23 protein-coding genes are annotated in these 21,610 nt (G+C 72.2%); 17 read left to right on the forward strand and 6 right to left on the reverse strand.

Annotated elements, in window-relative coordinates; all coding sequences use genetic code 11:
• Window positions 1-165: 165 nt before the first annotated feature.
• The 6 genes from ACFO0B_RS09695 (at window position 166) to ACFO0B_RS09720 (ending at window position 5,994) form a co-directional block, all read left to right on the forward strand.
• Window positions 166-1,026: a mycofactocin-coupled SDR family oxidoreductase gene (locus ACFO0B_RS09695; RefSeq protein WP_378612023.1), complete on the forward strand. Its 861-nt coding sequence runs from the start codon at window positions 166-168 to the stop codon at window positions 1,024-1,026.
• Window positions 1,027-1,045: 19 nt separating this feature from the next.
• Window positions 1,046-2,410, forward strand: a complete 1,365-nt coding sequence (locus tag ACFO0B_RS09700; protein WP_378612024.1) for a cytochrome P450 — start codon at window positions 1,046-1,048, stop codon at window positions 2,408-2,410.
• A 16-nt stretch (window positions 2,411-2,426) separates the two neighbouring features.
• Window positions 2,427-3,509, forward strand: a complete 1,083-nt coding sequence (locus ACFO0B_RS09705) for an amidohydrolase family protein (RefSeq protein ID WP_378612025.1) — start codon at window positions 2,427-2,429, stop codon at window positions 3,507-3,509.
• A gap of 10 nt (window positions 3,510-3,519) precedes the next feature.
• Window positions 3,520-4,665, forward strand: a complete 1,146-nt coding sequence (locus ACFO0B_RS09710; RefSeq protein WP_378612026.1) for an amidohydrolase family protein — start codon at window positions 3,520-3,522, stop codon at window positions 4,663-4,665.
• Window positions 4,662-5,054 (forward strand): Rieske (2Fe-2S) protein, encoded by a 393-nt coding sequence (locus tag ACFO0B_RS09715; RefSeq protein ID WP_378612027.1) that lies wholly within the window; start codon window positions 4,662-4,664, stop codon window positions 5,052-5,054. Before ACFO0B_RS09710 ends, ACFO0B_RS09715 begins: the two co-directional genes overlap by 4 nt.
• Window positions 5,055-5,127: 73 nt before the next feature.
• The gene (locus ACFO0B_RS09720) at window positions 5,128-5,994 is read left to right on the forward strand and encodes an alpha/beta fold hydrolase (protein ID WP_378612028.1); all 867 of its coding nucleotides are present in this window, start codon (window positions 5,128-5,130) and stop codon (window positions 5,992-5,994) included.
• Window positions 5,995-5,996: 2 nt separating this feature from the next.
• Here the strand turns inward: ACFO0B_RS09720 and ACFO0B_RS09725 are convergent, their stop codons facing one another.
• On the reverse strand, window positions 5,997-6,458 hold the full coding sequence (locus ACFO0B_RS09725; protein WP_378612029.1) for a hypothetical protein: 462 nt from the start codon (window positions 6,456-6,458) through the stop codon (window positions 5,997-5,999).
• A 43-nt stretch (window positions 6,459-6,501) separates the two neighbouring features.
• Here ACFO0B_RS09725 and ACFO0B_RS09730 point away from each other — a divergent pair, with 43 nt between their 5' ends.
• The 6 genes from ACFO0B_RS09730 to ACFO0B_RS09755 all read left to right on the forward strand — a co-directional run bounded on the left by ACFO0B_RS09730 (window position 6,502) and on the right by ACFO0B_RS09755 (window position 13,036).
• Window positions 6,502-7,809, forward strand: a complete 1,308-nt coding sequence (locus tag ACFO0B_RS09730) for an NADH-ubiquinone oxidoreductase-F iron-sulfur binding region domain-containing protein (protein WP_378612030.1) — start codon at window positions 6,502-6,504, stop codon at window positions 7,807-7,809.
• Window positions 7,806-8,018: a ferredoxin gene (locus ACFO0B_RS09735; protein WP_378612031.1), complete on the forward strand. Its 213-nt coding sequence runs from the start codon at window positions 7,806-7,808 to the stop codon at window positions 8,016-8,018. The genes ACFO0B_RS09730 and ACFO0B_RS09735 overlap by 4 nt, the downstream gene beginning before the upstream one ends.
• Entirely contained in the window at window positions 8,015-8,206 is a 192-nt protein-coding gene (locus ACFO0B_RS09740; RefSeq protein ID WP_378612032.1) for a ferredoxin, read from the forward strand. The genes ACFO0B_RS09735 and ACFO0B_RS09740 overlap by 4 nt, the downstream gene beginning before the upstream one ends.
• A 74-nt stretch (window positions 8,207-8,280) precedes the next feature.
• A complete protein-coding gene (locus ACFO0B_RS09745) occupies window positions 8,281-9,549 on the forward strand; it encodes an ABC transporter substrate-binding protein (RefSeq protein ID WP_378612033.1) in 1,269 nt (422 codons plus the stop codon).
• Window positions 9,546-11,366, forward strand: coding sequence for a hypothetical protein (locus ACFO0B_RS09750; RefSeq protein ID WP_378612034.1), 1,821 nt, complete (start codon window positions 9,546-9,548; stop codon window positions 11,364-11,366). The genes ACFO0B_RS09745 and ACFO0B_RS09750 overlap by 4 nt, the downstream gene beginning before the upstream one ends.
• Before the next feature lie 116 nt (window positions 11,367-11,482).
• A complete protein-coding gene (locus ACFO0B_RS09755; protein WP_378612035.1) occupies window positions 11,483-13,036 on the forward strand; it encodes a hypothetical protein in 1,554 nt (517 codons plus the stop codon).
• 73 nt (window positions 13,037-13,109) lie between these two features.
• On the opposite strand, the gene ACFO0B_RS09760 is transcribed toward ACFO0B_RS09755, so the two are convergent.
• Window positions 13,110-14,285, reverse strand: a complete 1,176-nt coding sequence (locus ACFO0B_RS09760; RefSeq protein ID WP_378612036.1) for an acyl-CoA dehydrogenase family protein — start codon at window positions 14,283-14,285, stop codon at window positions 13,110-13,112.
• Entirely contained in the window at window positions 14,269-15,261 is a 993-nt protein-coding gene (locus ACFO0B_RS09765; RefSeq protein ID WP_378612037.1) for an acyl-CoA dehydrogenase family protein, read from the reverse strand. The genes ACFO0B_RS09760 and ACFO0B_RS09765 overlap by 17 nt, the downstream gene beginning before the upstream one ends.
• A gap of 139 nt (window positions 15,262-15,400) precedes the next feature.
• Between ACFO0B_RS09765 and ACFO0B_RS09770 the strand changes: the two genes are divergently transcribed.
• A complete protein-coding gene (locus ACFO0B_RS09770) occupies window positions 15,401-16,045 on the forward strand; it encodes a TetR/AcrR family transcriptional regulator (protein ID WP_378612038.1) in 645 nt (214 codons plus the stop codon).
• Window positions 16,046-16,093: 48 nt separating this feature from the next.
• Complete coding sequence (locus ACFO0B_RS09775; RefSeq protein ID WP_378612039.1) at window positions 16,094-16,891, forward strand: acyl-CoA thioesterase; 798 nt, start codon at window positions 16,094-16,096, stop codon at window positions 16,889-16,891.
• 53 nt (window positions 16,892-16,944) lie between these two features.
• Here the strand turns inward: ACFO0B_RS09775 and ACFO0B_RS09780 are convergent, their stop codons facing one another.
• The 3 genes from ACFO0B_RS09780 to ACFO0B_RS09790 are packed head-to-tail and all read right to left on the reverse strand — an operon-like array spanning window position 16,945 to window position 19,142.
• Window positions 16,945-17,289, reverse strand: coding sequence for a DUF4286 family protein (locus ACFO0B_RS09780; RefSeq protein WP_233017357.1), 345 nt, complete (start codon window positions 17,287-17,289; stop codon window positions 16,945-16,947).
• An 18-nt stretch (window positions 17,290-17,307) separates the two neighbouring features.
• Window positions 17,308-17,610: a hypothetical protein gene (locus ACFO0B_RS09785; protein WP_378612040.1), complete on the reverse strand. Its 303-nt coding sequence runs from the start codon at window positions 17,608-17,610 to the stop codon at window positions 17,308-17,310.
• A gap of 11 nt (window positions 17,611-17,621) precedes the next feature.
• A complete protein-coding gene (locus ACFO0B_RS09790; RefSeq protein WP_378612041.1) occupies window positions 17,622-19,142 on the reverse strand; it encodes a class I adenylate-forming enzyme family protein in 1,521 nt (506 codons plus the stop codon).
• Window positions 19,143-19,288: 146 nt separating this feature from the next.
• Between ACFO0B_RS09790 and ACFO0B_RS09795 the strand changes: the two genes are divergently transcribed.
• From ACFO0B_RS09795 to ACFO0B_RS09805, 3 genes are read left to right on the forward strand one after another with little or no spacing between them, the layout of a single operon-like run.
• Window positions 19,289-20,215 carry a hypothetical protein gene (locus ACFO0B_RS09795; RefSeq protein ID WP_378612042.1) on the forward strand — a complete coding sequence of 309 codons (927 nt, stop codon included), beginning with the start codon at window positions 19,289-19,291 and terminating at the stop codon, window positions 20,213-20,215.
• Window positions 20,143-20,706 carry a twin-arginine translocation pathway signal gene (locus tag ACFO0B_RS09800; RefSeq protein ID WP_378612274.1) on the forward strand — a complete coding sequence of 188 codons (564 nt, stop codon included), beginning with the start codon at window positions 20,143-20,145 and terminating at the stop codon, window positions 20,704-20,706. The genes ACFO0B_RS09795 and ACFO0B_RS09800 overlap by 73 nt, the downstream gene beginning before the upstream one ends.
• A 48-nt stretch (window positions 20,707-20,754) precedes the next feature.
• A complete protein-coding gene (locus tag ACFO0B_RS09805) occupies window positions 20,755-21,591 on the forward strand; it encodes an acyl-CoA thioesterase (protein ID WP_378612043.1) in 837 nt (278 codons plus the stop codon).
• Window positions 21,592-21,610: the final 19 nt, after the last annotated feature.

Here is a 21,610-nt window from a genome sequence, read left to right on the forward strand (position 1 = left end):
TGAGGGTAATAACACATTCACGCTGCCGTGCGCATTCGCGGCGGATCAGCGCCTCGACCTGCCCGAAAAGTCCGAAAACCTTGCGAGATTTTCCGTGAGGAGAGTAGCGTTCTCCTCGATGGCGAGGTAAATTCTCGTCCGAGAAGTCACAGGAGAGGGACAGCTGTGGGACGTGTCGAAGGCAAGGTTGCGTTCATCACCGGCGCCGCGCGCGGGCAGGGCCGCAGTCACGCGGTGCGGCTCGCCGAGGAGGGCGCCGACATCATCGCGGTCGACCTCTGCGAGGACATCGCGACGGTCGGGTACGCACTGGCGACCCCGGAGGATCTGGAGGAGACCGCGAACCTGGTCGCCAAGACCGGTCGCCGGATCGTCACCGCGAAGGCGGACGTGCGCATCGCGTCCGAACTGCAGAAGGCCGTGGACGACGGCGTTCGTGAGCTGGGCAAGCTGGACATCGTGGTCGCCCAGGCCGGCATCGCCGGCATGAAGGGCGAGCCGCAGCTGCAGGCCTGGACCGACGTGATCAACACCAATCTGATCGGCACCATCAACGCCATTCACGTCTCGCTGCCGCACCTGACCGAGGGCGCCTCGATCATCGCGACCGGCTCCACCGCCTCGCTGATCGACATCTCCAAGGTCGACCAGCCGGGCAAGGATCCGGGCGGCATGGCGTACGTGCACTCCAAGCGCGCGCTCACCGCCTACGTCTACGAGCTGGGCAGGCAGCTGGCGCCGCGCGGCATCCGCGCGAACGTCGTGCACCCCACCAACTGCAACACCCCGATGCTGCAGAGCGAGCCCATGTACCGCTCGTTCCGGCCGGACCTGGAGCACCCGACCCGCGCCGACGCCGAACCGGTGTTCGCCGTCCAGCAGGCCATGCCCATCCGCTACGTCGAGCCCGAGGACATCAGCAACGCCATCGTGTACCTGGCGTCCGAGGAGGCCAGGTACGTCACCGGTACGCAGCTGCGGGTCGACGGCGGCGGCTACCTGAAGTGGTACGACTACCACATCTGAGCTGAAGAGGATTCACATCGTGACCATCGACGAGAGCGTGGCCGGCGAGGACCGCAAGCGGGTCAGGTACCAGTTCGACCGGCACAGCCCCGAGTACCGGCACCGCTTCCAGGACATCACCGAGGAGATGCAGGGCAAGTGCCCGGTCGCCTGGTCCGACACCCACGACGGGCACTGGGTCGCGGCGAGCGCGGACGCGGTGTTCGAGCTGGCGCGCTGCCCGCACGTCTCCAACGACCACGACCTGCACGGGGAGCGCAAGGGGTACAAGGGGATCTCGATCCCCACCGCGCAGCGCGCCTCGATGGTGCGCGGCGGCATCCTGGAGATGGACGACCCGGAGCACCGGATCTACCGCTCGGTGCTCAACCCCTACCTCTCCCCCGCCGCGGTGCGGCGCTGGGAGCCGGTGATCGACGAGATCGTACGGGCCGCCCTCGACGAGCACATCGAGTCCGGCCGCATCGATTTCGTCGACGACCTGGCGAACGTCGTCCCGGCCGTGCTCACCCTGGCCATGCTCGGCATTCCGCTGAAGCGCTGGTCGCTCTACAGCGAGCCGGTGCACGCCGCCGTCTACACCCCGGAGAACTCGCCGGAGGCGCCGAAGGTGGCGGAGATGCACCGGGCCATGGGCATCGATCTGCTCACCAGCCTGGCCGAGATCAAGGAGAACCCGCGCCCCGGCCTGGTGTACGCGCTGACCCAGCTGCGGATCGACGGCGAGCCCGCCCCCGACCTGGAGCTGCTCGGCATGCTCGGGCTGATCATCGGTGGCGGCTTCGACACCACCACCGCGCTGACCGCGCACTCGCTGGAGTGGCTCTCCGAGAACCCCGACCAGCGCGAGCTGCTCAGCCGGGAGCGCGAGGAGCTGCTCGACCCGGCCACCGAGGAGTTCCTCCGCTACTTCACCCCGGCCCCCGGCGACGGCCGCACCATCGCCGAGGACGTCGAGCTGCAGGAGACCGAGTTCCGGGAGGGCGACCGGCTCTGGCTCTCCTGGGCCATGGCCAACCGCGACCCGTCGGTCTTCCCCGACCCGACCGAGGTGGTTCTGGATCGGAAGGGCAACCGGCACTTCAGCTTCGGCCTCGGCATCCACCGCTGCATCGGCTCCAACGTGGCGCGCACGGTGTTCAAGTCGATGCTCACCGCGGTGCTGGACCGGATGCCGGACTACCGGTGCGATCCCGAGGGCACGGTGCACTACGAGACGATCGGCGTGATCCAGGGCATGCGCAAGCTGCCCGCCACCTTCACCCCGGGTACGAAGCTCGGCCCCGGGTTGGACGAGACCCTGGAGAAGCTGCAGCGGATCTGCGACGAGCAGCAGCTGGCCGCCCCGGTGACGGAGCGTCCGGACGTCGCGGTGATCGACTGATCGAGAGAGTGATCGGATGAGAGAACTGCCCGACGGCACCAGCACCCCCGTCGTTGACGCGAGCGTGCACGTCTTCTTCGCCTCGAACGCCGACATGCGGAGCTTCCTGCGCGAGCCGTACCGCAGCCGCGGCATCCCCGATGCCGAGATGGACTGGTACGGCGCACCGGGAGGTGAGTACGCGAAGGGCACCCGCGGCCCGGAGAAGCAGTACCCGGGCTCGGACCCGGAGCTGGTGGCCGCGCAGCTCTTCGGCGAGCGCGGCGTCGACGTGGCGGTTCTCCATCCGATGACCCGCGGGGTGTTGCCGGACCGGCACCTCACCACCGCGGTGCTGGCGGCGCACAACGAGATGCTGGTGACTCGCTGGCTCGACGGCGCGCACGCCGACCGGTTCCGCGGCACCATCCGGGTGAACCCCGACGACGTGCCCGGCGCGCTGCGCGAGATCGAGCGCTGGGGTTCGCACCCGCGGGTGGTGCAGCTCGGTATCCCGCTGCAGTCCATGGCGCTGTACGGCAAGCCGCAGTACTGGCCGATCTGGGAGGCCGCCGCCACGGCCGGGCTCCCGGTGGCCGCGCACATCGAGACCGGCGAGAGCATCGCCTTCCCGCCGACGCCGTCCGGGCACACCCGCGGCTACGAGCAGTACCTCGGCTTCATGGCGCTGAACTACGTCTACCACCTGATGAACATGATCGCGGAGGGCGTCTTCGAGCGCTTCGACGCGCTGAAGTTCGTGTGGGCGGACGGCGGGGCCGACATGCTCACCCCGTTCAGCTGGCGGATGGACACCTTCGGCAGGCCGCACCTGGAGCAGACCCCGTGGGCGCCGAAGATGCCGAGCGACTACCTGCCCGGCCACGTGTACTTCGTGCAGGGCAGCCTGGACGGCCCCGGTGACACCGAGTTCGCCGCCGAGTGGCTCGGGTTCACCGGCAAGGAGGACATGCTCATGTTCGGCTCCAGCTACCCGCACTGGCACGCGGGCGACGCGCTCGCGCTGCCGGCCGGGCTGAGCGCGGAGCAGCGCGCGAAGCTGCTCTGGCGCAATGCCGCCGAGCTCTACGGCATCGACATCATGGCCCCCGCGGGATAAGGAGACGCCCATGACACTGGCGCATCAGCAGCAGCGCGCACCGGCCGCCGAGCAGGTCGCCGTGCGCGTGGTCGACTCCGACGTGCACCCGGTGCCCCGGCGCCGGGAGCTGGTCGAGTACATCCCGGAGCCGTTCCGCAGCAAGCACTTCCTCAGCCACCGGGTCGGCGAGACCATCATCTACGACGCCCCCGACTACGCGCACTCCTACGCCATGCGGGTCGACACCTTCCCGAAGGACGGCGAATTCCCCGGCAGCGACCCCGAACTCGCGCTGCAACAGCTCATCATCGAGGCCGGCTCGGACATCTGCATCCTGGAGCCGACGGTGAAGGCGACCCGGCTGCCGGAGGCGACCCAGGCGCTGGCCACCGGCATCAACCACTGGCTGGCCAACCACTGGCTGGACCCGGTGCACAACCGGCACCAGCGCTGGCGCGGCTCGATCTGCGCCGCCATCGACAATGTGGACGGCGCGGTGCGCGAGATCGAGCACTGGGCCGGGCACCCCTTCATGTCGCAGATCCTGATCAAGGCCGAGCCGCGCCCGGCCTGGGGCGACCCGCGCTACGACCCGATCTGGGCCGCCGCGGTGAAGCACGACCTGGTGGTGAGCTGCCACCTGGGCCGCGGGGCGTACGAGACCATGCCCATGCCGCCGGTCGGCTTCCCCAGCTACAACCACGACTTCATGGTCACCTACTCGCTGCTCGCCGCGAACCAGATCATGAGCCTGATCTTCGACGGCGTCTTCGACCGCTTCCCGGAGCTGCGGATCGTCTTCGTGGAGCACGCCTTCACCTGGATCCTGCCGCTCATGTGGCGGATGGACGCCATCTACGCGGCGCGCAAGTCGTTCGTCGACATCAAGCGCAAGCCGTCGGAGTACGTGAAGCAGCACATCCGCTTCACCACCCAGCCGCTGGACTACCCGGAGGACAAGACCGAGCTGACCAGGGCCTTCGAGTGGATGGAGGCGGACCGGATCCTGCTCTACTCCTCGGACTACCCGCACTGGACCTTCGACGACCCGCGCTGGCTGGTCAAGCACCTGCCGGAGCACGCGCGCGAGCGGGTCATGTACAAGAACGGCATCGAGACCTACCACCTGCCGGAGTTCGTGCCCGCGATCGAGGGCCAGAGGCGGGTGCTGTGACCGCGCAGCCCGAACGCCCCCGGCTCGCCCAGGGGCGGGAACACGTCGTCGCCACGGTGGACGAGATCCCGCCCGGTGAGTCCAAGGTGGTGCCGATCGGCAGGCACGGGGTCGGCGTCTACAACGTGGGCGGCACCTTCTACGCCATCGCCAACTACTGCCCGCACGAGGGCGGCCCGCTCTGCGCGGGCCGGGCCCGCGGCCGGACCGTGGTGGACGAGTCGGTGCCCGGCGACGCGGTCGAGGTGCGGGACAAGGAGTACATCTACTGCCCCTGGCACCAGTGGGGCTTCGAGCTCGCCACCGGGACAACCGCGGTGAAGCCGGAGTGGAGCATCCGCACCTACCCGGTGCGGGTGGACGGCGCCGACGTCATCGTGACGGCGTGAGCCGCCCCGGACGGCGGGTGCCCGGTCGCGCGGCCGGCCGGAGGCTCCGGTGCGGTCCCGGAGAGGAGTCCCCATGCCATCGGTCGTCGTGAACGGCGGTTCGGTCGTCTACGAGATTCTCGGCGACAGCGGCGAACTCATCGTGCTCACGCCCGGCGGGCGGTTCGGGATGGACATCCCCGGGCTGCGCCCGCTGGCCGAGGCGCTGGTCGCGGGCGGGTACCGGGTCCTGCTCTGGGACCGTCCCAACTGCGGCGCCTCGGACGTCCAGTTCTACGGGCAGAGCGAATCGCACATGCGCGCCGAGACCCTGCACGGCCTGCTCACCGCGCTGGACACCGGCCCGGTGGTGCTGGCGGGCGGCTCCGGCGGCGCCCGCGACTCGATGCTCACCACGATCCTGTACCCGGAGCTGGTCTCGAAACTGGTGCTCTGGAACATCGTCGGCGGCATCTACGGCACCTTCAACCTGGGCGCCCACTACGTGCTGCCCAGCCTGCAGGTGGCGCGCGGCCTCGGCGTCGAAGGGCTGCCGCGGATGCGGGAGTGGCGCGAGCTGATCGCGGCCAACCCGAAGAACGAGCAGCGGCTGCTCGCGCTGGACCGGGACGAGTTCGTCAAGCTCTCGCTGCGCTGGCTGAACGCGTACGTCTCCAAGCCGGGGCAGACCGTGCCCGGCGTGGACGACGAGCTCTTCGACCGGATCACCGTGCCCACGCTGATCATTCGCGGCGGCACGAACGACCTGGACCACCCGAAGCGCACCTCGCTGGAGGTGAGCTGCCTGATCGCCGGCTCGACGCTGATCGACCCGCCGTGGCCGGAGGACGCCTGGGAGCGCGCCGTCGAGGACCGGGCGCACCAGCGGGTCGACCGCTACAACCTGTTCGACACCTGGGTGCTGGCCGCGCCGCCCATCCTGTCCTTCCTCGACGGCTGAGCTCAGCGGGTATGGACGAGCACCTCGCAGTTGAGCGACGCCTCCAGGGCGGTGTGGATCCGGCTCTCCGGCACCCGCTCCAGGTCGGCGCGGTCGAGGGTCACGTGCACCACGTCGAAGCCGTCGGCATCCGGTTCGCGCCGGATGTCGCCGCGCAGCCCCAACCCGGCGAGCACGCCGTACGCGTCGTCGTCGGTGCCGCGGCTGACGTAGGTGACCACGCCGGGCACCGGCTCGGTGCCGAAGGCCTTCGCACAGGCGCGCACGGCGGCGTGCACGGCGGCCTCGGTATCGCCGGTCTCGATGTGCAGCTGGAGCTCCCTGCCCGCGGCCGAGCCGACCACCACCGCCGCCGCCGGGATCTCGGTCAGGTGGGCGCGCAGCGCGGCGAGCCCGTCGGTGAGCCCGGCGGGCGACAGCTCGCCGGCCGGGTCGACGTCGATTCGCACCACCGCGGTTCTCATACCGGCCAGCCTAGCGGCCGTTTCTCCCCCGGAAGAGGTTGCCATGCAGGACATTTTCGAGCGGTCCGGGTTCCGGGTCGGCGGCCCGGCGCCGGGGCTGGAGCCGCGGCTGCTGCGCGCGGGCGCGGACGCGGAGCAGCTGGACGGGTACCGCACGGCCGGTGGCTACCGTCCGGCCGGTGATCCGGAGGCGCTGCTGGAGCAGGTGCGGCGCAGCGGGCTGCTCGGTCGCGGCGGGGCGGCGTTCCCGCTCGCGGTGAAGCTGGCCGGGGTGCGCGCGGCGCATCAGCGCGGCAGCGGCACCGTTGTGCTCGCCAACGGCGAGGAGGGCGAGCCCGCCTCGATCAAGGACAAGTGGCTGCTGCGGCAGCGCCCGCACCTGGTGCTGGACGGGCTGCGGCTGGCCGCGGGGGTCGTCGGGGCCGAGCGCGCGGTGCTCTACCTCTCCGACCCCGCCGCGGCGCGCAGCCTGGACGCCGCGCTCACCGAACTCGACTCGTCCGGGATCGAGGCGCCCCCGATCGAGCTGGTGCTGGTCGACCCGACCTACGTGGCCGGTGAGGAGACCGCGGCCGTCCGCGCGGTGCAGGGCGGCCCCGCGCTGCCGAGCGACAAGCCGCCACGTCCGTTCGAGCGCGGCGTCGCCGGGCTGCCCACCGTGGTCAGCAATGTGGAGACGCTCGCGCACCTGCCCTTCGTGCACGCGCACGGCGGGGCAGGGTTCCGCGCGGCGGGCACCGAGGCCTCCCCCGGCACATTCCTCGCCACCGTCACCGGCGGCGGCCGCCCCGCCGCGCTGTACGAGCTCCCGCACGGCCTGCCCTTCACCGAACTGCTCGCGCTGCACGGCGTTTCGCCGGACAGCGTGCGCGGCGCGCTCACCGGTGGCTACTTCGCCGGCATGGTGGACCGGGCCGTCGTGGACGTCACGCTGGAGCACAACGCCCTGCGCGCGATCGGCGGCGGACTCGGCTGCGGCGCCTTCTCGCTCATCACCACCGAATGCCCGGTGGCCGTCGCCGCCGCGGTGCTGGAGTACTTCGCCAGGGAGAACGCGGGCCAGTGCGGCTCCTGCTGGAACGGCACCGCCGCCATGGCCGCCGCGGCGGGCGCGCTGCGCGACGGCGCCGCCACCGACGAGGACGTGGCCCGGCTGCGCCGCTGGTCGGTTGTGCTGCGCGGCCGCGGCGCCTGCGGCACCCTGGACGGCGCCACCAACGCCGCCGCCACCCTGCTCGCCCACTTCGGTGCCGACGTCGCCACGCACCTGACCGGCACCTGCCCCACCTGTGCCGACGGCCCGTACCGCGCCGAACGCCCGTTCGAGGTGCACCCGGAGGTCCGCCCGTGAAGATCCGCCTCGACCGCACCCTCTGCGACGGCTTCGGCATCTGCGCCAGACACGCGCCGCGCCACTTCTCCCTGGACGACTGGGGCTACGCCGCCCTCGAGACCGACGGCTCGGTCCCGCCCACCGAGCACGACGGCGTCCTGCGCGCCCTGCTCGACTGCCCCGTGCACGCCATCCTGACCGTCGACGACCCGGAGGTGACCCCGTGAAGGTGGATGTGAACTGGACCCTCTGCGAGGCGAACGGCGTCTGCGCCGGAATCGCCCCCGAGGTCTTCGACCTGGACGACCAGGACAACCTGCACGTCCTGCACGAGGAGGTCCCGGACGCGCTGGCGCCGGGGGTTCGAGAGGCGGTCGCGCAGTGCCCGCGCGCCGCGCTCACCGCCACCGAGTGAGCCGATTCGGAACCTTCGCGGGAGGCCACGCGGCATAATCGGGACCGGCTGTCGGGCAACGACATCGGGGGAGCATGGTTTCACGCAGGGGGCTGCTGCGGGCGGGAGCGCTGCTGCCGCTGGCCGCCGGGTGCGGCACGGGCCCGTTCGGCGGGTCGGGGGCGGTGCGGATCGCGGTGGCGTGGAGCGGGGGTGAGCTGGCCGCCTTCCGGGCGGTGCTCGCCGCGCCGGAGATCGGGACAGCCGTCGAGGTGGTGCCGCTCGGCGACGATATCGACACCGCGTTCGGCTCGGCGAGCCGGGAGGCGCCGGACATCGTGATGATGCCGCAGATCGGGCAGGTGCGGGCGCTCGCGGCGCGCGGCGGGCTGCGGGCGCTGCCGGAGCAGGTGTGGCGGGACGCGCCGTACGCCGAGTACTGGGAGCGGCTGCTCGTCCACGACGGCAAGCCCTACGGCGCGCCGTTCAAGGCGACGGCCAAGTCGCTGGTGTGGTTCGACCGGGAGGCGATGGCGGAGTACGGGCTCGGCGATCCGGCCGGGTGGACCGTGCGGGACTGGGTCGCGGCCGCCGGTGAGGTCTCCGGTGGGCCGGTGCGATTCCTCGCGCTCGCCGGGGCCGACGGGTGGACGCTCACCGACAGCTTCGAGAACATGCTGCTCGCCGAATCCCCCGCCGACTACGCGGATCTGGCCGAGAGCGCGCCGCCGCGGCGCTGGGATCGGCCGTCGGTCCGGGCGGCGCTGCTCGACCTCGGCGCGCTGTGGGGGGTGCGCGCGGCACGCGGTATCGGCTACGCCATGACCAGGCAGTTCCCCGACGCCGTCCGGGAGGTCTTCGACCAGCGCACCGCGCTGATGGTCGCGATGCCCGACTTCGCCGAGCCGATCGTGCGGCGCTGCTTGCGGCACGCGGGACGATCCGAGGAGGTGGTGGGGACCACCTGGTTCCCACCCGTCCCCGGCGGCACCCGCCCGCACATCGTCGGCGGCGACGTTGCGGTGGTGACGGCGCGGGCGAGCCGGGCGGCGGACGAGGTGGTCGCCGCGCTCGCCGCGCCGGCGGCGGCGAAGCCCTGGATCGAGGGGTTCGGGGGGTTTCTGGGACCGCATCGGGCCACCGAGGCGACGTACTCGCGGATTCTGGGTCCGGTGGCCGGGGAGCTGGCCGCGGAACCGGTGGTCGAGCTGTCCGAGCGGATCGGTGCGATGGGTGGGCGGCACGGGTTGTGGCCGGTGCTGACCGGGTTTCTCGCCGAGGTCGGGGACGGCGCGAATCCGGTGCAGCCCGCCGTGGATCGGGCTGTCGCGGCGCTGGACGATCGGGAACGGGGGCATCGGTGAGCGCGAACTCGCACATCCGGGCGCACGGCATCACGCTGGCGCTGACCACCCGGCCCATGCGGGGCGCACCGGTGCCCGGCGTGCCGCGGCTGCGCCGGCTGACCCTGCTCTGGGCCGCGCCCGCGGCGGTGCTGGTCACCGCGGTGCTGATCGTTCCGGCGGGGATCACCGTCGGTTTCGCGGTCGCGACCGCGCCCGCGGTCCCGCTGTGGTGCGTGGCGGCCGTGCTGGCGGTCGCGGTCGCGGTCGCCGTCGGCAAGCGCGCCGGGGACGATGCCGCCGCGGACAAGCTGCGTGCCTTCCTTGCGGTGGCGACGCCGTGGGTGGTCGCGGCCGCCTGCTACCAGGTCGGGCGCGGACTGAGCCCGGCCGGGGCGCGGGCCTATCTGTTCACCGGCGCCATGGTGCTACTCGCGGTGGCGATGGTCGCGGTCGCGCTGGCGCTGGCCCTGTGGCTGCAGAACCGGTGGGACATGTGGCTGCCGCTGGTGGCGCCGTGCGCGGTGGCCGCGCTGGTCTCCGGGGTCGCCTTCCGGCTGATCTTCCAGCGGCTCGCCGACCTCTTCGGGCTGGACTCGCAGCCCGCCGTGTTCTGGTGGTTCTGTCTGCTGCCTCCGGTCGCCTTCGCCTGGACCTGGTTCGGCTTCGCCACCGCGCTGCTGCACGACGGCATCCGGGCCGTCGACGCCGCGCCGGGGCAGGCCGCGCACCTGGCGGCGCTCACGGCTTGGCAGCGGAGCCGACACCGGCTGCGCGAGCTTCGACCGGTGATCCTCGTCCTCGCAACCGGTATCGGGGTCGCCGCGGCGCGCATGTTCGATGCTGTGCTCATCGGGGTGCCGTGGCCGCTGCAGGAATGGAACCAGGGCGCCACGGTCTTCTGGTGGCGGCTGGCGAGCGATCCGGACTCGGGCTTCGGCCCGGAAGCGGTGTACGCCATGCCGCTCGCCGCGATGGTGGGGGTGGCCGCCTGGGTCTTCCAGAACGAGACCGGCAGCGGTCGTCCCGCCCCCGCCGCGCCGAGCAGCACCCGGATCCGGGACCGGCCGGGGGTATGGCGGACGCTCGCGGCAACCGCGGTCTTCCTGGTCTTCACCCTTCCGATACTGGTACTGATCGTCGCGACGTTCTGGGGCCCCTACGGTTTCCAGTCCGACGCGGTGACGGGGCTGCTCCGGGACCGCGTCCTGCTCGGCTCGCTCGGCAGCACCGGCTGGGTGGCGCTGGCCAGCACGCTGCTGGTGCTGACCGCCGCCGTTCCCGCCGCGCTCCGGCTCGCCGCGGCGGCCCCGGAGCGCCGCCGCACCCGGATCGCGGTAGCGGGGCTGGTGGTGCTCGCGGTGCTGCCGGTACAGACCTACCTCGGCCCGATCGTCTGGGCCGTCGAGCACGGCGGGCTGGCAGGCACCAGGACCCCGCTGATTCTGGTGCACGCCGCCGCCGGAATCCCGATCGCGATGCTCGTCCTGCGCGCCGCACTGCTCGCCGCCCCGGACGGCGCCGCCGCCCTGCACGGCCTCGCCACGCAGGCCACCGCGGTACGACGGGTGCTGGAGACCGCCTGGCCCGCGCTCGGCGCCGTCGCTGTCCTGCAATCGGTGCAGGTGTGGAACGACTTCACCATCGGCTTCCTGCTCGGCGGCGCGGGCGGCAGCCCATGGTCGCTGCTGCTCTGGGGCGAGGCACGGCAGTTCGAGGAGAACTCGGCCCGGCTGGCCGCCGGATCACTGCTCTCCGCGGTGGTGCCGGTACTGGTCCTGCTGCTCACCTGGCGACGCTGCCTGGTCCCCGGGTTGACCGGGGGTGCGGTGCGATGAGCACGGAACCCGCTGCGGGACAGCCCGATCCGGCACGCGGCGGCGAGCAGGTCGCACGCGGGCGAGGGGAGCCGCGCTCGACACTGTGGCGGGTCGCGGTTGGCACCACGCCCGTGGTGGCGACGGCGCTGACGCTGGAGTTCGGGCGAACCCTGGTCGTCGACTCCTTCGGTGAGACCGAGGTGGTCGAGACACTGGCGGGCACTCTGCGGGCGTTCTGGATCCTTCTCGTCGTCGGCGGGGTGCTCTTCGCGGGGCACCGGTGGTACTCACAGCGGCAGGACGGGGAGCGGCTTGAGCGGACTCGCGCGCTGCTGGACTCGTTCGATGAGCTCGAGGTGGCGGTGGAGGGCATGCCGCCGCCACCCACGACCTTCGCTCTGCCGGTCGGTTCAGCGCGGAACCCCACCGAGGCAGCGGTTTTCCAGCTGCTCCCGGTACCCCGGTACGACAGTGCGATGCTGCTCGCCCTGACGGCAGCGCTCTCGGACGCCGCACACTCGCTCCGTCACCCCGACACGGACAGGCCCGCCTTCGGCACCGCCGCCGAGCTGCGCGAGCAGCTGCTGCACGACCAGATCCTGGCGGTGTCCGGTGCCTACTACTACCCCACGGTACGACTGGCGGCTTCGGAGGGCAGCGGGGTGCTCGCGAAACCGGGCTGGACGGCCGCGCTCTACGCGCTGGTGCGCGAGCACGCCGACCGGGCGAGCGCGCGGGCCGTCGCGCTCGGACATCCCGGCCATGTGGCGAGGGCCCGGGCCTGGTTCGACGGCGCCGAGGCCGAACTGCGCGATCTGGTCACCGGCGCGATCTCGCGCGGGAACCTACCGACGGCGGTGCTGCCCGAGCTGATTCGCCTCGTCGATGCCCTCGACGTGTACTACGGGCACGACTCCCGGGGCGACGACCTGCGTGCGTTGCTGATCGCGCTCGACGACATGCCGAAGTTCCCGCTGCACGAAGCCTTGCTGCGACTGCGCGCGAACCCGGCGGCCGACGTACCGGAGCACCACCGCCCACTGGCCTGGGCCACCGCTGTCGCTGCCCGCCGCAGACACAGCCTGGCCCTCGAGCAGCTCCGCGACGGGGGCGAGCTGGACGCGATCGTTCGCGACCTCCAGCGACTGTGGCGCCTGGTACCGCGCGCGGACCTGTCCGCCGAGGTCTGCGTCCTGATCAACCTCGCGGTCGCCGAACTCCACCGCGACGGGCTCGAGGCCGCGGGCGACCGCCTCGAACTCGCCCTCGCCCGCACCGAGGACGGCCGCGATCCGGGCGGCCGCGTGCACGCCACCGAGATCAGGGGCATCCTGCACTGGATGCTCGGTCAGCAGGTCGCCGCCATCCATGACTGGCAGACCGCATGGACCGGCTACCGCGACCTGGCCGACCCGCGCGGCCAGGGCCGCTGCCTGCACCATCTCGGCTCGGCCCTGAATGCCACACCGGCGCTCGGCGCTGGCGCCGTGGCACCGGAGGCCGGGCGACCGCTGCGCCGCGACCACGTGTTCCGCCAGGCGAGGGGCTGGCTCACCGAGGCAGAACGCCTCGATCCCGGCAATCCGGTGGCACCGCCGCCGCTCCCGATGGGACCGCCCCTGCCCCCGATGGACCGCCCGCCGCTGGACCGCCCCGACCCGCACCTCCGCATCGCCCGGCGCACCTGACCCGGCCCCTTCCGCAGCACGTGGCACCGGACCACGATGCGCAGCCGGACAGCGCCCCCGCGACGACCCGTACTCACCCCCGCGGCAACCCCAGGATCCGCTCGGCGATGATCGTCCGCTGGATCTCCGACGTCCCCCCGGCGATGGTCCCCGCGAAACTCCGCACGAACCGCTCGAACCACCCCGGCGCACTCTCGTCCACATTGAACGGACTGTGCCGAGCGGTCACATCCGGATGCGGCAGCGCACCCCCGCCCGCGGCGGCGAGCGCGTGCTCGGAGGCGCGCTGCACCGCCTCGGAGCCGAGCAACTTGAGCACCGACATCTCCGCCGGGTCATCCTCCCCCGCAGCCGCTTTCGCGACCGCACCGGATCCCAGCAACCGCAGTGCCTGCGCGTCGAGCGCCAACGTCGCGTAGCGATCCTCCTGCACCGGCCCGACCGGGTGGAAATCGGCGAGCAGCCCGTCCAACCGGACGGCGAAACTGGTCCAGAGCAGGTTCCGCTCGTGCCCCAGCGACCCGTTCGCCACCCGCCACCCCTGGTTCTCCGGCCCGAGCAGGTTCTCCGCGGGCACCCGCACCCCGGAGAAGAAGACCTCGTTGAAGTCGAGATCGCCGGGGTCGCAGACCGAGGCGAAGGGCCTGCGCTCGACCCCGGGCAGGTCGGTGGGGATGATCAGCGCCGAGATCCCGCGATGCTTGGGCGCCTCCGGGTCGGTGCGGACGAAGGTCAGCAGTACGTCGGCGTCGTGCGCACCGGAGGTCCACACCTTCTGCCCGTCGACGACGTACACATCGCCGTCGCGCACCGCGCGGGTGCGCAGCCCGGCCAGGTCGGAGCCGGCGCCCGGCTCGCTCATGCCGAGCGCGGCGGTCAGGTCGCCGCGCAGGATGGGCGCGGCCCAGCGCTGCTTCTGCTCCTCGGTGCCGAAGGTGAGCAGCGAGGCCGCGATGATCCCCGACCCCTGCGGGTTGAAGTTCTCGTAGATGCCGCGCCGGGCCAGCTCCTCCCGGTGCACGTACTGCTGCAGGATCCCGGCGCCGCGCCCGCCGTAGCCGGGCGGGTTGCCCGGCACCAGCCAGCCGTGCTCGAAGAGCACCCGCTGCCAGGCGCGCGCCCACTCGGGGATGTCGCCGGTGGAGCCGGGGCGCTCGCCCGCGGCGGCGTCGGCGGGCAGGTGCTCGTCCAGGAACCGGACGAACTCGGCGCGGAACTCCTCGACGTCCGCGTCAAAGGACAGCTGCACGGTACTCCCTCGCAATCGTGGCGCGGTGCTCGTCGGCACCGCCGAGCAGCAGGTCGACGGCCTTGGCCCGCTTGAGCGCGAACTGGACGTCGTTCTCCCAGGTGAAGCCCATGGCGCCGAACAGCTGCAGGCCGTTGCGGAAGACCAGGGCCTGGCATTCGCCCGCGGCGGCCTTGGCCATGACGGCGGCCAGCGGGGCGCGCGGGTCGCCCGCCGATGCGGTGAGCGCGGCCCAGTAGGTGAGCGCGCGGGCCCGCTGCACCGCGACGTGCATGTCGGCGGCCTTGTGCTGCACCGCCTGGAACGAGCCGATCGGCGCGCCGAACTGCTTGCGCTCGCGCACGTGCGCGACCACCAGCTCCAGCACCCGGGCGCAGGCGCCGACGCCGGTGGCGGCGAGCCCGGTGAGCGCGGCGGCGCGGGCCCGCGCGGAATCCGTTGCCACCCGGTCCGATTCGGCCACCCGCACGCCGTCCAGGGTGATCTGCGCGACGTGCAGCACCGGGTCGAAGACCGGGATGCGGCGCGCGGTCACCGCCGCGGCGGGGAGCACGAAGACGCCGGCGCCGGTGGCGACCGCGAACCGCTCGGCCCGGTCGCCGTCGAGCACCTGCGCGGTGCCGTCCAGCCGCCAGCCACCGCCGTCGCGGTGCGCGGCGATGCCGTCGAAGAGCGCGGCACCCGCCACCGCGGGCTCGGCCGCGCCCGCCAGCGGGGCGTACTGCGTCATGGTCGCCAGGTAGGGCGTGGGATCGGTGGCGCGGCCGAGCTCCTCGAGCACGATGGTCAGCTCGACGGCGTCGGCGGGATCGGTCAGCGCGGTCCAGCCCTGTTCGACGTAGAGCTTCCAGAGCGGACCGGGATCGGCGCCCCGATCCACCACCTCCCGGACCAGTGCGGGCGGGCAGTGCTTGGCGACGGCCTCGCGCACGGTCTGCTGCCAGAAGCGCTGATCGGAGTCGAACTCGAGCAACACGCGGATCGCCCTCACTTCCGTCGATAACGCATGAGAATTATGTTCTTCAAATACGGTAGTGTGGATTCTCCAAAACGGCCAGAGCTGAACGGAGCTGGACCATGCCGCTTCCGTCACGTCCCAACCCCTTGGCGGCCCCGTGAGCAGCGAGGAACAACCCGCGTGGAAGCAGCGCGCGGTCGAGCGCTCGCTGCGCACCGCCACCCAGCGGGCGGGCCAGCGGGTTCAGCGCTTCCTCGACGCCGCGCAGGCGATCATCACCGAGAAGGGGAGCACCGACTTCACGGTGCAGGAGGTCGTCGACCGCTCGCAGCAGTCGCTGCGCAGCTTCTACCTGCAGTTCGACGGCAAGCACGAGCTGTTGCTCGCACTCTACGAGGACGCGCTGAGCAAGACGGCCGAGCAGATCAGGGCCGCCACCGCGGGCCACGCCGACCCGCTGGCGAAGCTGCGCACCGCGGTCGAGCTGCTCTTCCAGCTCTGCCGCCCCGATCCGGATGCCCGCCGACCGCTCTTCACCGAGTTCGCGCCGCAGCTGCTCAGCTCGCACCCGGCCGAGGTACGCACCGCGCACGCGGCGCTTTTCGCCATGTTCACCGAGCTCATGACCGAGGCGAGCGAGTCGGCGCGGCTGCGCGCCGATCTGCCGCCGCGGCGGATGGCGGCCATGACGCTGCACACGGTCATGTTCATCTCGCAGCCGGGCAGTACCGAGGGCGAGGTGCGGCCGATCACCGCCGAGGAGGTCTGGAACTTCTGCGCACACGGCATAGCGGTGACCTGAATGAGAATGACACTCTCCATCTGGTAGAGGGTGCCTTACAATCCGTATATGCCCGACATGTGGAAAGACCTGCTGGCCACCCTCGACCTCGAACCGGTGGAGGCCGCCGCGTACGAGGGACCGAACCAGACGCTGGAGTACCACCGGGTCTTCGGCGGCCAGATCCTGGGTCAGCTGCTGGTGGCCGCACGGCTGGCATTCCCGGAGAAGTCGGTGAAGTCGCTGCACACGGTGTTCCCGCGGGAGGGGAAGTCGGACACCCCGATCCGGTACGAGGTGCAGCCGCAGCACGAGGGGCGCTCCTTCGCCACCGCGGCCATCACCGCGCGGCAGGGTGAGCAGGTGGTGGCGAGCGCCGTGGTCTCGCTGCACGCACCCGAGGAGGGCGCCGAGCGGCAGAGCCTGCCCGGCGTCGGGGCGCTACCGGGGCCGGAGCACCGCAGGGACTTCGGGCTCATCCCCTGGGAGACCAGGGCCGTCGACGACCTGGACAGCACCGAGGCCGGGCCGCCCGCCTACGAGCTGTGGCTGCGCACCCCCGAGGTCTCCCCCGAGCTGGGCGCGCCGCTCACCGCCTACGCCACCGACCTCACGCTGATCGGCACCGCGCTGCGCCCCGAGGAGGGAATCAGCCACGTGGGCAACGGAACCCAGTTCCTGTCCGCGGTCACCTCGCACACGCTGTGGTTCCACCGGCCGGTGCGCAGCGATGCCTGGCAGGTGCTGCGGCAGCACTCACCGATCCTCGCGGGCGGGCGGATCTTCGGCCGCGGCGACGTGATCACCGAGTCCGGCGAGCTGGTGGCCTCCTACGCCCAGGAGGCGCTCTTCCGCCAGCGCTCCTGACCGCGAAAGGGCCGCTCGCACGAGAGTGCGGGCGGCCCTTCGAGTTCGAGCGATCAGCCGGTGACGGCTTCGCCGTGCGGCTTCCAGACCGCGACGCTGAGGCTCGCGACATCCAGCGTGGGGCTGAGCGGGATCTCACCGGACCCGGCCCGCTTGGTGAACTCCGCGACCACCTCGGCGGGCTCGGCCGTGAGGTCGTAGACCGCGAGGTAGCGGTGCGCGGGCGCGGCGGCGGCCCGGCCGGGCAGCGCGCCGGGCACCAGGTCGTAGCGCTGCCCGGCGCTGATCCCCGGCACCTTCACCACGTCGGCCAGGTGCGTGGTGTCGTACCACTCGTTGAACGCGTCGTCCTGGCCTTCGACGGCATTGGCGAACACGAGCATCTTCGCTTCGGTCACGGCGGACCCTTCCTTCCCTCAGTCGCTCGCGGGGAGCGGCTTCGCCTCTTTGAGCGCAAGCGGTGTGGCGCCGACGCTGAGCGTGCCCGCCCCGGCCTTGGTGACGAGCACTTCAGCGCCGGATTCGTCGACGTAGCGCTTGCCCATCAGGTTGCCGTCGGCGAACGCGGGCTCCAGCGTGCCGCCGGGTGCGGCGTCGCCGCCGAGCGGGACCATGGGGACGCCGCCGGCGCGCAGGTCGTCCAGGCTGTCCGCGGCGCGCACCACGATGACCTCGGTGTCGCAGACCTGGCTGCGCAGTCGGGTTCCGTTCTTGACCATTGTCGTCCTCTCTACGTGGTGACGGCGTCCGCCGCCTGCTCCGGCCCGTACTCGGTGACCAGGTCGCGGCGGAGCACCTTGCCGGTCGGGGTCGCGGGCAGCGCGTCGCGGAAGACGACGCGGTCCGGGGTGCGCGAACCGCGCAGCCCCGCGCGCACGAAGGCGCGCAGCTCCTCGGGGTCCGGCTCGGCGCCGTCCGCCGGCACGACGACGGCGACGATGATCTGCCCCCACTGGAGGTCCTCGACGCCGATCACCGCGACCTCGCGCACCTGCGGATGCTCGACGAGCACGTCCTCGATCTCGGCGGGCGCGATGTTCTCGCCGCCGCGGATGATGGTGTCGTCCGAGCGGCCGCCGAGGAACAGGTAGCCGTCGGCGTCCAGGGTGGCGACATCCTTGGTCGGGAACCAGCCCTCGGCGTCCAGCACCGAGCCGATGCCGGTGTACCTGCCGGACACCTGGGCGCCGCGCACGTACAGCTCGCCGGTCTCGCCGGGCGGGAGCACATTCCCGCTCTCGTCCCTGACCTGCAGCTCGATCCCGGGCACGGGGGTACCGACCGAGCCGAGCCTGCGGATCACCGCCGGGTCGTCGGAGGCCAGTGCGGCACGGTGCTCGTCGGGGCCGAGCACCGCGATGGTGGAGCTGGTCTCGGTGAGGCCGTAGGCATTGACGAAGCCGACCTCGGGCAGCAACTCCAGCGCGGTGCGCAGCAGGGGAAGCGCCACCTTCGAGCCGCCGTAGGCGAGGGTGCGCAGCGCGGGCAGGGTGGCGCCGGTGCGCTCCAGCTCGGCGATGATCCTGGCCAGCATGGTCGGCACCACCGTCGCCGAGGTGACCTGTTCGCTCGCGGCCAGATCGATCCACCTGGTGGCGTCGAAGTTGCGCAGGTACACCACCTTGCGGCCCGCGTACAGGTTGGAGAGCGCGGCGCCGACCCCGGCGATGTGGTACGGCGGGACGCAGACGAGCGCGGCGTCGTCGGGGTCGGCGGAGCCGAAGTCGACGGTGCCGGTGATGTAACTGACCAGGTTGTTGTGCGAGAGCTCGACCGCCTTGGGGGTCGAGGTGGTGCCGGAGGTGAAGAGCACCACCGCCACCTGCTCGGGGTCGGGGAAGTCGGAGACCGGCTCCGCGGCCGCCGCCTGCTCCAGGAACTCGGCGGAGCGGAGCACGGTGGCACCCGGTCCGGCGATCCGGGCGACGACGTCGTGGTACTCGTCGTCGGCGATCAGCAGCGGGGTGTCCAGGCGGGCGATCAGCGCGCCGAGGCCGTCGGCGCCGAGGCGGTAGTTCAGCGGGGTGAAGGGCACCACCGCGCCCGCCGCGGCGAAGATCAGCAGCGGCAGCAGGTGGCCGCCGGTGCCGACGTAGCCGACGCTGCGCGCGCCCGCGGCCGCGATCACGCCCGATCCGCCCTGGACCGCGGTGTGCAGATCGGTGACGCTCCAGCGCACCTCGTCGCAGACCAGGGCCGGGCGGTCCGGGTTGCTCGATGCCGCCATGTCCAGCAGCAGCGAAACGCTCATCCCCGCACCTCTCCGCCTAGCGAAACAGCCATTCTCGTCAGCGAGAATAACATAATCACACCGCGCGCCCCGGAATCGCGGAAATAGGTCTTCACTCGCGTGATAACGTCATTCTCATCCGATTCCGAGACGAACGGAGGTTGCCCATGAGTCCGGTCACCGGACCCGACGTGGCGGTCGAGGACGATCTCCTGCTCGCCGCGGAGGCGGCCGAAGCGGAGGCTGTTGCCGCGGAGGCGCGGGCCGAAGCCGCGCGAGCGCGTGCCAAGGCCGCGCAGTTGCGCCGCGAGGCCGGGAGCAGGCGTCCGGCGCCGAGCGCCGAGGCCACCCAGCGCGACGAAGCCGCCGACGAAGTCGAGACCATCGAGTCGGCGAGGCCTGGCAGCGACGCAGCCGACCCGGGCGACGGCACGGACGACGCCGGGACCGCGGCCTCGGGCGATGGCGGGGTGGTCCCCGCGAGCGCGCCGAACGCCCCCGAGGGAGCCGCATCCGCGACAGCGGACGCGGCCGCGAAGGGCCCGGCCGAGGAGCCGGTGGCGGTCGAACGGTACGGGCGGCTGCGGCGCCTCCGCACGACGCTCGCCGCGCACCCGCGCCGGACGGCGCTGCAGGCCGCGGCGGTGCTGACCATCGCCGCGGCGCTGGCGACGTCGGCCTTCCTCGGGTACCAGCACCGCGAGGCCGCGGCGCAGGAGCGCAGGGCGGGCGAGTTCGCGGCGGCGGCGAAGCAGGGCGTGGTCGCGCTGACCACCCTGGACTTCACGCACGCCGCGGCCGACGTGCAGCGCGTCCTCGACAACTCGACCGGCACGTTCCGGGACGACTTCCAGGGCCGCTCGGCCGACTTCACCTCGGTCATCGAGCAGTCCCAGGTGGCCACCGAGGGCACGGTGAACGCGGTCGCGGTGGAGTCCATGACCGACGACTCCGCCGTCGTCCTGGTCGCCGCCACCTCGAAGGTCACCAATTCCGGCGGCGCGCAGCAGGAGCCGCGCGCCTGGCGGCTCAGCGTCACCGTGCAGCGCGAGGGCGACACCATGCGCATGTCGAAAGTGGAGTTCGTCCCGTGACCGCCCGCCTCCGCGCCGACGCCGGTTCGATCCTGCTCGCGATCCTGGTGATCGCGAGCATCGCCACCGCCGTCACGCTGTACGCCGCGAACCGCCCGAGCGAGGGCACCGGCACCGCCGCGCAGGAGCGCGCGGTCGCCGCCGCCACCGAGGGAACCGTCGCGCTGCTCTCCTACGCCCCGGACACCCTCGACCGCGATTTCGCCGCCGCCGAACAGCACCTCACCGGCGACTTCCTGGACTACTACAGCCAGTTCACCGAGCAGGTGGTCGCCCCGGCGGCGCGCGAGAAGTCGGTGCGCACCAGCGCGACCGTCGTCCGCGCGGCCGTCGCCGAGCTGCGGCAGGACCAGGCGGTGGTCCTGGTCTTCATCAACCAGAGCACCACCAGCGCGGAGAAACCCGACCCGGCACTGGCCGCCAGCAGCGTGCGGGTGACCCTGGACAGGGTCGCGGACACCTGGCGCATCGCCGCCTTCGACCCGGTCTGACCCGGAGAACAACATTCTCCTGAGGCGGTAGTTCGTTTACACTTAGGTATGCCTGACCTGTGGGGAGATCTGCTCGAGTGCCTCGACCTGCGTCAGCGGCCGACCACTCCGCCCGGTGACCGCGGCACGCGCCGCGAGACGCTGACCGTCTACGAGGGCCCGAGCCTTCCCCTGGACAACGGCTGGCTCTTCGGCGGCCAGGTGCTCGCGCAGATCGTGCGCGCGGCGCAGCTCGCCTGCCCGGCCAAGGCGGTGAAATCCCTGCACACGCTCTTCGCGCACGAGGGGAAGGGCGACGCCCCGGTCTACTACATCGTGCAGCGCCAGCAGGAGGGCCGCTCCTTCGCCGCGCTCACCGTGACCGCGCGGCAGAAGCGGGACGTGGTGGCGACCGCCATGGTCTCGCTGCACCTGCCGGAGGACGGCCCGGCCCACCAGACCTCCCCCGAGCTCCCCGCCCTGCCCGGGCCCAGCCACCGGATCGAGATGCCGCTGCTCCCGTGGGAGACCAGGGCCACCGCCGACCTGGACGACCCCGGCACCGACCCACCCGACTACGACGTCTGGATGCGCACCCCGGCCGCGCCGCCGGAGCTGCACCCCGCGCTGGCCGCGTACGCCACCGACCTCTTCCCGATCGGCACCGCGCTGCGCCCGCTCGGCGGAGTGAGCCAGGCGGGCAACGGCACCGACTTCACCTCGGCGCCGATCACCCACTCGCTCTGGTTCCACCGCGCGCTGCGCGCCGACGACTGGCTGCTGCTGCGGCACCACAGCCCGCTGGTCGCGCACGGCCGCTGCTACGGCCGCGGCGACGTCTTCACCGGCGACGGCTCGCTGGTCGCCTCCTTCGCGCAGGAGGGGCTGCTCCGCTTCCGGCCGTAGCCGCCCCCGCGTCCCGCCG

Source organism: Nocardia jiangsuensis (assembly GCF_042650385.1).
Taxonomy (GTDB): Bacteria; Actinomycetota; Actinomycetes; order Mycobacteriales; family Mycobacteriaceae; genus Nocardia; species Nocardia jiangsuensis.

Coding starts and splice junctions, on each gene's coding strand:
- ACFO0B_RS09745 (WP_378612033.1), top strand. CDS start 8,281: ATGGTTTCACGCAGGGGGCTGCTGCGGGCGGGAGCGCTGCTGCCGCTG.
- ACFO0B_RS09775 (WP_378612039.1), top strand. CDS start 16,094: ATGCCCGACATGTGGAAAGACCTGCTGGCCACCCTCGACCTCGAACCG.
- ACFO0B_RS09805 (WP_378612043.1), top strand. CDS start 20,755: ATGCCTGACCTGTGGGGAGATCTGCTCGAGTGCCTCGACCTGCGTCAG.
- ACFO0B_RS09730 (WP_378612030.1), top strand. CDS start 6,502: ATGCAGGACATTTTCGAGCGGTCCGGGTTCCGGGTCGGCGGCCCGGCG.
- ACFO0B_RS09785 (WP_378612040.1), bottom strand. CDS start 17,610: ATGGTCAAGAACGGAACCCGACTGCGCAGCCAGGTCTGCGACACCGAG.
- ACFO0B_RS09720 (WP_378612028.1), top strand. CDS start 5,128: ATGCCATCGGTCGTCGTGAACGGCGGTTCGGTCGTCTACGAGATTCTC.
- ACFO0B_RS09790 (WP_378612041.1), bottom strand. CDS start 19,142: ATGAGCGTTTCGCTGCTGCTGGACATGGCGGCATCGAGCAACCCGGAC.
- ACFO0B_RS09725 (WP_378612029.1), bottom strand. CDS start 6,458: ATGAGAACCGCGGTGGTGCGAATCGACGTCGACCCGGCCGGCGAGCTG.
- ACFO0B_RS09710 (WP_378612026.1), top strand. CDS start 3,520: ATGACACTGGCGCATCAGCAGCAGCGCGCACCGGCCGCCGAGCAGGTC.
- ACFO0B_RS09795 (WP_378612042.1), top strand. CDS start 19,289: ATGAGTCCGGTCACCGGACCCGACGTGGCGGTCGAGGACGATCTCCTG.
- ACFO0B_RS09705 (WP_378612025.1), top strand. CDS start 2,427: ATGAGAGAACTGCCCGACGGCACCAGCACCCCCGTCGTTGACGCGAGC.